Source organism: Prevotella sp. HJM029 (assembly GCF_000599605.1).
In the GTDB taxonomy this organism is placed as follows: Bacteria; Bacteroidota; Bacteroidia; order Bacteroidales; family Bacteroidaceae; genus Prevotella.
Genome location: NZ_KK082672.1, coordinates 44,493 through 53,291 on the forward strand (window position 1 = coordinate 44,493; position 8,799 = coordinate 53,291).

Here is an 8,799-nt window from a genome sequence, read left to right on the forward strand (position 1 = left end):
ATTATTTTTTATCGTCGTATGCTTCTTTGCTATGCGTGCAAAGTTACTAAAAACGGCCTATACCCTAATAGCTTTCTATGTTTTTTTGTAACTTTGCATCAAAATTATCAGACAATTATTATTTAGTAATGGCGCATGTATAAAACAAATACACCAACTGAATATCGAGAACAATTGCGTGGACGCATTTTAGAAACGGCCATGAAAGAGTTTTGTGCACGAGGCATCAAACAAGTAAAAATGGATGATATAGCCCAAAAATTAGCCATTTCAAAGCGTACGCTTTACGAGATTTATGCGAATAAAGAGGCTTTACTTTTCGAGGGGATTAAGCAAAGAGAAGAGGACTATGACCATCAAATAAAAAAGTTTATGGCAACAAAGGCTGTCACAGTAATTGATGTGATGGCACTATATTACAAGTTGCGAATGGACGCAGTGAAGGACTTAAATCCAATTTTCTTCTCTGATTTACATAAGTATCACCGAATAATAGCCTATTTGACACAGTTACATACAGAGCGCTCCGTGCAGATGAAAGATTTCTTTGAAACAGGCGTGAAGCAGGGATTCTTTTGTGTTGATGCTAATATTATGTTGATGAGTGATATTGAGCAAGTTGTGATGAGATATGTAATGGAAGCGCAACTATATCAAAAGTATGGGGTGCAACACATTTTCCACAACGTACTTTTACTCTTCATACGCAGCATTTGCACAGAAAAGGGGATAGCACAGCTCGAAACTCAAATCAATTCTTTGAAATGAATATAACATTAATTGGTTCGGGAAATGTGGCTACGCACTTAGGACAGGCACTGAAGGTAGCAGGACATCGTATCATACAGGTATATAGTCGCACGCAAGCACATGCCGAAATCTTGGCTTCACAACTACAAGCGCAGCCTATATCAGAATGGAAAGCCATCACCAATGCCGCTAATCTCTATGTTTTTGCACTTAAAGATAGTGTATTATGCGAGGCAATCTCTATGGTTTGTGCTGGCAAAATGGATAAGATTTTTGTACACACGGCAGGTAGTGTTGCTATGGATGTGTTTAAAGGACATGTGAATCATTATGGAGTAATCTATCCTTTGCAAACGTTTTCAAAGCAAAGACAGGTCGCTTTCCAGCACATACCTTGTTTTTTAGAAGCATCAGATGAAGCTACAGCAGCTACACTTCAGCAGCTTACACAAACACTTACTTCGACAATTCACTGGATGAGTTCGTCACAACGTCAGGCTATTCATTTGGCAGCGGTGTTTGCTTGCAATTTTACCAATCACTGTTATGAGTTGGCCAATGAAGTGTTGCAAACCGAGCAGATTCCATTCTCCACGCTATTACCTCTAATCAATGAAACAGCGACCAAGGTAAACACGCTGACACCTCAGGTCGCTCAAACAGGACCTGCTGTCCGTTTCGATGAGAATATCATTAACAAGCAACTCGAACTGCTACGCCATCATCCTCGTTTGCAAAAGATTTATGAGCTTATGAGTCAGTCGATACATGTTGTTGCACAAAATCAGGAAGTGTATGATTAATTATGATTTGTCAAAAATAAAAGCCATCATCTTTGATGTCGATGGCGTGCTTTCGGCCGAGACAATCGTACTTTCGGCCACAGGTGAACCACTCAGAACCATCAACATCAAAGATGGATATGCCATTCAATTGGCTATCAAGGTGGGATTGCGTATAGCGATCCTTACAGGTGGCAAAACGGAGGCTGTGAGAAAACGCTATGAGGGCTTAGGTGTTACTGACATGTTCATGGGAGCCTCTGTCAAACAAACGGTTTATCAAGAGTTTCTTGCTCTGTATCAACTGAACCATGATGAAGTGATTTATGTAGGCGATGATATTCCCGATTACGAAGTGATGCGTGAGTGTGGTTGTGCATGTTGTCCCGCCGATGCAGCTACAGATATTAAATCCATAGCTACCTATGTGAGTCAACGGCGTGGAGGTGAAGGAGTAGGGCGCGATGTCATAGAGCAAGTGTTGCGTGCACAAGGCAAATGGCTCGCTGATGAAAAAGCGTTTGGCTGGTAAAACAGAAGCGTATGGACTATCATTTAATCTTGGCGAGCAATTCGCCTCGCCGACAAGAACTTTTAAAAGGATTAGATTGGCCTTTCGAAGTGCGGGTGAAGGCGGGTATCGATGAGACCTATCCCGACGATTTGCCGGCAGAAGAGGTGCCACTCTATTTGTCGAAATTGAAAGCGAAAGCCTATTGCGCAGAACTACAGCCCGAAGAACTGCTTATCACTGCCGACACGATTGTCGTTGTAGGCAATAGGATTTTGGGGAAGCCTCGAAATGCAGCCCACGCTAAAACCATGCTGGCTTTGCTCAGTGGCCGCACACATCAGGTGGTGACTGGCGTTAGTTTGACTACACAGCACAAACAAGTAGCGTTTAAAGTTACCACCGATGTCACGTTCAAAGCGCTTTCGCAAGCTGAAATCAATTATTATGTAGACACCTATAAACCGCTTGACAAGGCGGGTGCCTATGGCGTTCAAGAATGGATAGGCTATATTGGTGTCACCGCTTTGAATGGTAGTTATTATAATGTGATGGGACTTCCCGTGCAACGCGTCTATGAAGAACTGCAGCACTTTTAAATCCTTTTAATCCCTTTTTTAGAAAGCCCTATGAATCGTTTTACAAAAATCATTCTCTTAATTGTTTTCCATGGTTTGATGATGGTTGATTTCCACTATTGGAAATTGGCTAAAGAGCATCTTCTCCTCGCTATTAAAATGGCTTCCTCTGATGCTGTCATCACCCCCATCGTAGAAGCTGAAATCAATCGCTTAGGTGTGGTGTTGCTGGTCAACATCACAATGATTGCAGCGTTAGTGGTTTGGCTTTGCTTTGGCCTGCGCAAGAAATAATGTAGGGCAGAGGACTTATCTGTAAGCATTTAAACTTTTAATATATCCTTTAAACATTACTTTTATGAAGCAGAACACAAAAAGAAAAGCTTATGTGCTGGGATTATCCCTTGCTATTAGCTGCAGTGTCGGAGCGCAAACATCAATGGGATTGAGTTGCATGGATAGCATTGCCCAGACACTTCCAACAATCATGGTTCGAGGTGCGGCACCCATTGCACAGGTTAAAGGTGTCACCATCTGCTATGATTTGCAACGTCTTCTCCAAGGGCGAGGAGCCGATAATGCTTGGGAAGCCGTAAAGTTGTTGCCTGGAGTCATTGAAACGAATAGCAACTTACAATTATTGGGGCAAGACGTTTCGTTTGCCATCGATGGTCAGGTTTCTTCCTTATCGTTTGAACAAGTGGCACAACAACTAAAGAGTATGCCTGCAAGTAGCATTGAGCGAGTAGATGTGATGTATGCCTCTCCCGCACACTATCAGGTGCATGGCAGGCTCATCAATCTTGTTTTGAAACGCAGTGAAGACTTGAGTAAAACCTTTTCAGGAGAACTGAATTTGGCTTATCATCAAGACCACGACGCATTATTCGGAGAGCGGATAGCTGGCCGCTATCACAAAGGAAAGTTCAGTTTGGATGCATTCTATCTGCATTCGCATGGCCTCCGTTTTGGTTTCGAAAACGAAACTTTGGGTTATCGCACAGCAGCAGGTTCTCTCCCCACCATCATGAGCAACGAAGATACCCATGCACATGTCTTTGCTCACACCTACCAATTGGGTGCAGCCTATCAGTTTGCAACCAACAACCAGTTGTCGTTAGCATATCAAGGCGATTACAATCATCAAAAGTTTGAGCGCAATTTTGCTGGCTACACATCGGGCAATGACCGATTAAAATATCGTCCGTGGCTTCATGACGTGCGCCTTGACTATCAAGCACCCTTTGGGCTAAAAGTGGGCGTTGAAGGAACATGGTTTCGCTCACCTGTCGACCAATTCTTTGCCGCGAGTTTGTCGTCGGGAACACTTTATGAAGGCATCGAAAGCAAGATGAATGTACAAAGCTGGCGATTTTATGCACAGCAAACCCACAATTTGAGCCGTAGTTGGCAACTGCACTATGGAGCTTGGCTCAAAACAACGCACGATGAAGTCAATCACACCATGGCTATGATATTGCCCACTCCAAGCATGCCCTATAGCGAAGAATACCACCATGATGGCCAAGAGACGCTTGTCAATGCCTATGCAGGATTTAGCAAGCGGTTTAGCGAGCAGTTAAACGTTGATGCTTCGTTGGCGGCCGAATATTATCATCTGCCAAGATTGGATGCGCTCAATGATTGGCGTCCCCTTCCCACATTGAATATAACCTATATGCCGCATGCCAATCACATGTGGTTGTTGAGTTTAAGCTCAAGCTTGCAATATCCCGATTATTGGGCGATGCAGCCCATCATAATGCCAACTCGAGGCAACTTTAATCTGTTGATGGGAAATGCCGATTTGCATCCCGCCACATCCTATCAGACGCAGCTAACCTATTTGTTGAAACAACGCTATCAGTTCACGGCATGGTATACTTATACCGACGAATGCCTCATGCGTCAAGCCAGTGTGAATTTATCTCCAGCAGAAAGTGTCTTACTGCTGCCTGTCAATTTAGAATATCGAGAGCAGGCAGGCTTGCAAGCAGTGATTCCACAAAAGGTGGGGCAGATGATTGACAGCCGACTCACATTGATGGGCATTTGGCAACGCGATTTTAATCATGCCGTGCGCTATATGGCGTTCAATCGAGTGGCAATCTATGGCGTAGCCGCACTCAAGAATGTGGTCACACTTTCCACCCTACATCATCTTGCGTTGACGCTCGATGCATCTGTGCAAACTAAAACCAAACAAGGCACTTGGGATATTCCTGCCACAGGGAGTGTTGACGTGGGCGTGAACTGGGATTTTTGGAAACAACGTGCCCGCCTTCATGCCTTTGCCAACGACCTGTTTCGCACAGCTGTTGCCCATCCGCGTTTCCAACAAAATGGCTATTCCTTGCATTTCGATCGCTCCTGCTATCGCCAGTTTGGAGTGTCGCTGACCATCAAATTAGGCGATTATGCCGAGAAGCAGCAGCCTGCAGCCGACATTTCGCGCTTGCAACGTGGGCTATAAACGGCAAAAATCAGCAGGCAACATAAAAAATCGGGCGCAAAGTTTTTTCGCTTTCGTCAAAAGTTTATAACTTTGCGCTCGTGAAACAAAAAAGTGAAGTGATGAGTAGTTTACACCATAAGGCAACCTTCGCAGCGCAAAAGAATTTTTCTTCTGCCGCTTTTTTGATGCCTATTTATTTGGTCAATCCAAATAATTGTGTAAACACACACACACACACACACACACACACAGGAGCGAGACCAATATAAAGGTACGCGTGACGCACGCGTAATATACAACATAAACGCTTACACACAAAGGGTGTGCACGAAGTTTTTCATAAACTTTTTGCACACCTTTTTTGCGTGCATAAATGAATGGATTTTGTATGCAAAACAAGGATAAAATAATTCACAACATAAAATGGTTTTAACAAAATGAAGAAAAAAACAAAACGAGTTTACGTAACTCCGGAAAGCAAGGTTTATGCAATGCAAACCGAGCAGTTCATTTGTGGCAGTATAAAGCCCCATGCTACGGGGTCAACGACCACACAGTGGGATAACGATGAAGAATCAGAGGGCGGAACCATTCTCATTGGCGACGAAGGTGACGTTGCACCTTAATCTCGGCAATGGAAACAAGTTTTAGAAATACAAAAGAAAGGAAAAATCAAATGAAGATAACGAAAATAACAAGATTAGCAGCAATGGCCGCAGCCGTTTTAGCACTGTCGGCCTGCCACAACGAGTTGGACAACCAAGCCGACGACAAAGTGAACACGGCAAAGCAAATCACTTTCAAAGTGAATTTTGAAGACTATAATGCCGACGAAGAAGTGCAGGGCACGCGCACCCTTGCGCCCGACACACTCAGCAAACAAGTAATCGACCTCGACAACAACCTCTTGGCCGAAGTGTCTATTCAGCGCGACACCACCAAGGCCGACAACACCACCACACGTGCCTTGTCCAATGGCACCTACACCATGCTGGCCTATCAAGGTTCTACGCTGAAAGCCGAAGTCACCGGAACCGTCAATAACGGCGAGTTCTATGTCACGGGTAACCCCATGGTGTTAGCCCCCGGCACCTACGATTTTGTGCTCTATAGCGATTTAACCCGCAGCGGCAACACGTTCATCGTCGACCGTTCCAACATGAGCAATGCGCAGATTGGCCGTACCACCGGCGTGGTCATCACTTCGCAGTTAGAGACCCAAGAAGTGGTGTTCAACCTCAAGCACCTTGGTGCCCGCATGAAAATCAAGCTTACCGGCTACATGCCCTATCCCGCCATGTCCGCCACGCTCTCATCGGTCAACGCCACCTCCGTTCCCAACCAAGTGGTCTACGATGCCGTTGCCGATAGCTGGACAGGCTACACCCATGCGGCACTGAGTGAAAACTGCACATTCCCGGCTAACAATACTTGGGTAGAAGGTAATATGCATGGGGGAGTAGAAGGAGCTTATCAAGATATTAACTACCCCAGCCTCACCAACGATTATTTTTATTTTCTGCCGACAACCGATGCTTCGAAATTAGAGCTAACCTTCCATAGCGGAAAGATTTACCGCGCTGATTTTGCCAATCACAATGCTTCGCTCACCCTCGCGCCCAATCCTGCGGTGGTAATGCAAAACAATGGGTCGTATATCATCAACGTGAAGCTGCGTCCCAACTATCTCTATCTGATGAACGATGGCAGCACCGACTTTATCAATGCCACGCAATATACACGTTTGCGCAAATCGGATGGAACACCGCTCTATCGCGACAAGCTGGGTCATGTGCTCGCCTCGCCGAAAGTGCCTATTGGCTTGGTGGTGAGTCAAAGCAGACGGCTGGCTGCTGCTCTGAATGAGGTTGCCGGAGGACGCATTGAGTTGTATACAGGCCCATATATCCATCCCTTCAATTATAAATATTATGGCGATGGGACACATGCTTTTTGGCCTAATTGGTCAGAGCTTGCTGCAATGATTCAAGATATGGATGGCTATCGGTACACTTGGGAGGCATCTGGCAGTGCCGATGGAACAACGATTAAGGCCAATCAGCCTACCCTCTATCCGGCTTTCTATCGTGCGGCTCATTACCGCGAAGAGTTGCAAAACAGTGGCGTGACATTGACGGGAACAATGGCCACAGCAAACTGGTATCTGCCCAGTACCGGAGAAATGTATTTATTTGCAGTTGCGTCGGGCTTTAGTGATGGTACTCAAGCCTCTGAAGGTACGAACTATAAATGGGCCAGCTCTGCCTTTTACCTCGACCTTATAGACTTAGGAATCACTCCTCCTGGGATACATGGCTATTGGACAAGCACTGAATTTTTTGAAAGTTTTGGTGGTAAGGTTAGATGTGGTGATGTTTGGTTTCTTGATGGAAATATAGCTTTTTCCGCATCAAATTACAGAACGTGGGTTAGGCCCTTTGTTAAATTCTAAGGGCGTAAAAAGCTATGTTTGGGGAGTCTCGAATGGGCTGTCGCAACAATGTAATGGCTCATATTGACCCCCCGAATCAGTTGCTGCAGCGATGTAATGGCCCATATTGCCCCCCGAATCGTTTGCTGCAGCGATGTAACGGCCATATTGACCTCAGAATCAGTTGCTGCAACGATGTAATGGCCCATATTGCCCCCCGAATCGTTTGCTGCAGCGATGTAACGGCCATATTGACCTCAGAATCAGTTGCTGCAACGATGTAACGGCCATATTGACCTCAGAATGGGATAGAACACGAAAAAACTACGCTTTGGGGTATTCCCAAAGTCAACTTTAAATACATTAACAAGCAATGAAATTAACTGCTTTAGACCGTAGCAAGCTCCCTGGAATGGAGCACTACCAGTATGCCAGCCATGTGCTGCGCATGTGCCAAGAGGCACAAGTTGAGAAATTAACCACCGTGTTGAAACCTTTAAAAGATGCCGTAGGGCGCGAGGACGAGGCTTTGAATAGGCCACGAACGAAGGAGGGCTCAAAGGATTTAGACCAGTTGGACGGCGTGCGCGACACGGCCTACAGGGCTTTGATGAAGGCTGTGGATTTGGCGCAGTTGAGCGCTGATGCCGACGAGGTGAGCGCCGCCGAAAAAATCGAAGAGGTGGCAAGGAGGTATCCCGGCGTAGTGCGTGCCAACTACGACAAAGAGTCGGGATTGGTGAAAAATTTGGTGGCCGATTTGAAAAGTGCTGAGTGCACGGCGGCGGTAACAAAGCTGAATCTCACAGCGGCTATCACGCGTTTGGAAACAGCCAACACGGCTTTCGACGATCGCTATCACAACCGCTACAAAGGGGGCAAGGATGTGGACGACCTGAAGGAGCTGCGCACGGCAACGAATGATGCCATCGATGAGGTGTTGTTGCGTGTGGTGGCATTGGATAATTTGGAACCGAGCGAGAAAATCACGGCCTTGATTCAGCACTACAACAACTATGTGCACGACCGCCACATGGTGATTAAACAGCGCGAAACGACGAATGCGAAAGCCAATGCGGCGAAGATTGAGGAGCAACGCAAGATGCTCACGCCGTTGTTCGATGATTTCGCAAAGACCTTAGGCGTAGCGGCCGAAGCGGTGCATTATTCGGGTGAAAACCGCGGGTCGGGCAGCTCGAAGTGCTATCGATTGACCATCGACGGCCGCGCAACCAGCGTTTGGGCGAAGGTGAGCCGCAAGAAATTGGTCGAGGTGGCCGAGAAGGATTTGC

General features: G+C 46.1%; 9 protein-coding genes. All 9 read left to right on the top strand.

From position 1 onward, the window contains the following. Positions 1–135 precede the first annotated feature (135 nt). Positions 136–768, top strand: a complete 633-nt coding sequence (locus X919_RS0111180; RefSeq protein WP_028900185.1) for a TetR/AcrR family transcriptional regulator — start codon at positions 136–138, stop codon at positions 766–768. Next, complete coding sequence (locus X919_RS0111185; protein WP_028900186.1) at positions 765–1,553, top strand: Rossmann-like and DUF2520 domain-containing protein; 789 nt, start codon at positions 765–767, stop codon at positions 1,551–1,553. Before X919_RS0111180 ends, X919_RS0111185 begins: the two co-directional genes overlap by 4 nt. Next, positions 1,546–2,064: a KdsC family phosphatase gene (locus X919_RS0111190; protein WP_028900187.1), complete on the top strand. Its 519-nt coding sequence runs from the start codon at positions 1,546–1,548 to the stop codon at positions 2,062–2,064. Before X919_RS0111185 ends, X919_RS0111190 begins: the two co-directional genes overlap by 8 nt. Before the next feature lie 11 nt (positions 2,065–2,075). Then, on the top strand, positions 2,076–2,642 hold the full coding sequence (locus X919_RS0111195; RefSeq protein ID WP_028900188.1) for a Maf-like protein: 567 nt from the start codon (positions 2,076–2,078) through the stop codon (positions 2,640–2,642). A gap of 30 nt (positions 2,643–2,672) precedes the next feature. After that, positions 2,673–2,915, top strand: a complete 243-nt coding sequence (locus X919_RS0111200) for a hypothetical protein (RefSeq protein WP_028900189.1) — start codon at positions 2,673–2,675, stop codon at positions 2,913–2,915. 64 nt (positions 2,916–2,979) lie between these two features. Further along, positions 2,980–5,094, top strand: a complete 2,115-nt coding sequence (locus X919_RS0111205; protein WP_028900190.1) for an outer membrane beta-barrel protein — start codon at positions 2,980–2,982, stop codon at positions 5,092–5,094. A gap of 419 nt (positions 5,095–5,513) precedes the next feature. After that, positions 5,514–5,702, top strand: coding sequence for a hypothetical protein (locus tag X919_RS0111210; protein WP_028900191.1), 189 nt, complete (start codon positions 5,514–5,516; stop codon positions 5,700–5,702). Positions 5,703–5,752: 50 nt separating this feature from the next. After that, positions 5,753–7,528 (top strand): hypothetical protein, encoded by a 1,776-nt coding sequence (locus X919_RS15335; RefSeq protein ID WP_253270136.1) that lies wholly within the window; start codon positions 5,753–5,755, stop codon positions 7,526–7,528. A gap of 352 nt (positions 7,529–7,880) precedes the next feature. Next, the coding region (locus X919_RS17135; RefSeq protein WP_216592161.1) for a DUF6261 family protein at positions 7,881–8,799 on the top strand (919 nt) is incomplete at its 3' end.

Coding starts and splice junctions, on each gene's coding strand:
- X919_RS0111210 (WP_028900191.1), top strand. CDS start 5,514: ATGAAGAAAAAAACAAAACGAGTTTACGTAACTCCGGAAAGCAAGGTT.
- X919_RS0111185 (WP_028900186.1), top strand. CDS start 765: ATGAATATAACATTAATTGGTTCGGGAAATGTGGCTACGCACTTAGGA.
- X919_RS0111195 (WP_028900188.1), top strand. CDS start 2,076: ATGGACTATCATTTAATCTTGGCGAGCAATTCGCCTCGCCGACAAGAA.
- X919_RS0111205 (WP_028900190.1), top strand. CDS start 2,980: ATGAAGCAGAACACAAAAAGAAAAGCTTATGTGCTGGGATTATCCCTT.
- X919_RS0111190 (WP_028900187.1), top strand. CDS start 1,546: ATGATTAATTATGATTTGTCAAAAATAAAAGCCATCATCTTTGATGTC.
- X919_RS15335 (WP_253270136.1), top strand. CDS start 5,753: ATGAAGATAACGAAAATAACAAGATTAGCAGCAATGGCCGCAGCCGTT.
- X919_RS0111200 (WP_028900189.1), top strand. CDS start 2,673: ATGAATCGTTTTACAAAAATCATTCTCTTAATTGTTTTCCATGGTTTG.
- X919_RS0111180 (WP_028900185.1), top strand. CDS start 136: ATGTATAAAACAAATACACCAACTGAATATCGAGAACAATTGCGTGGA.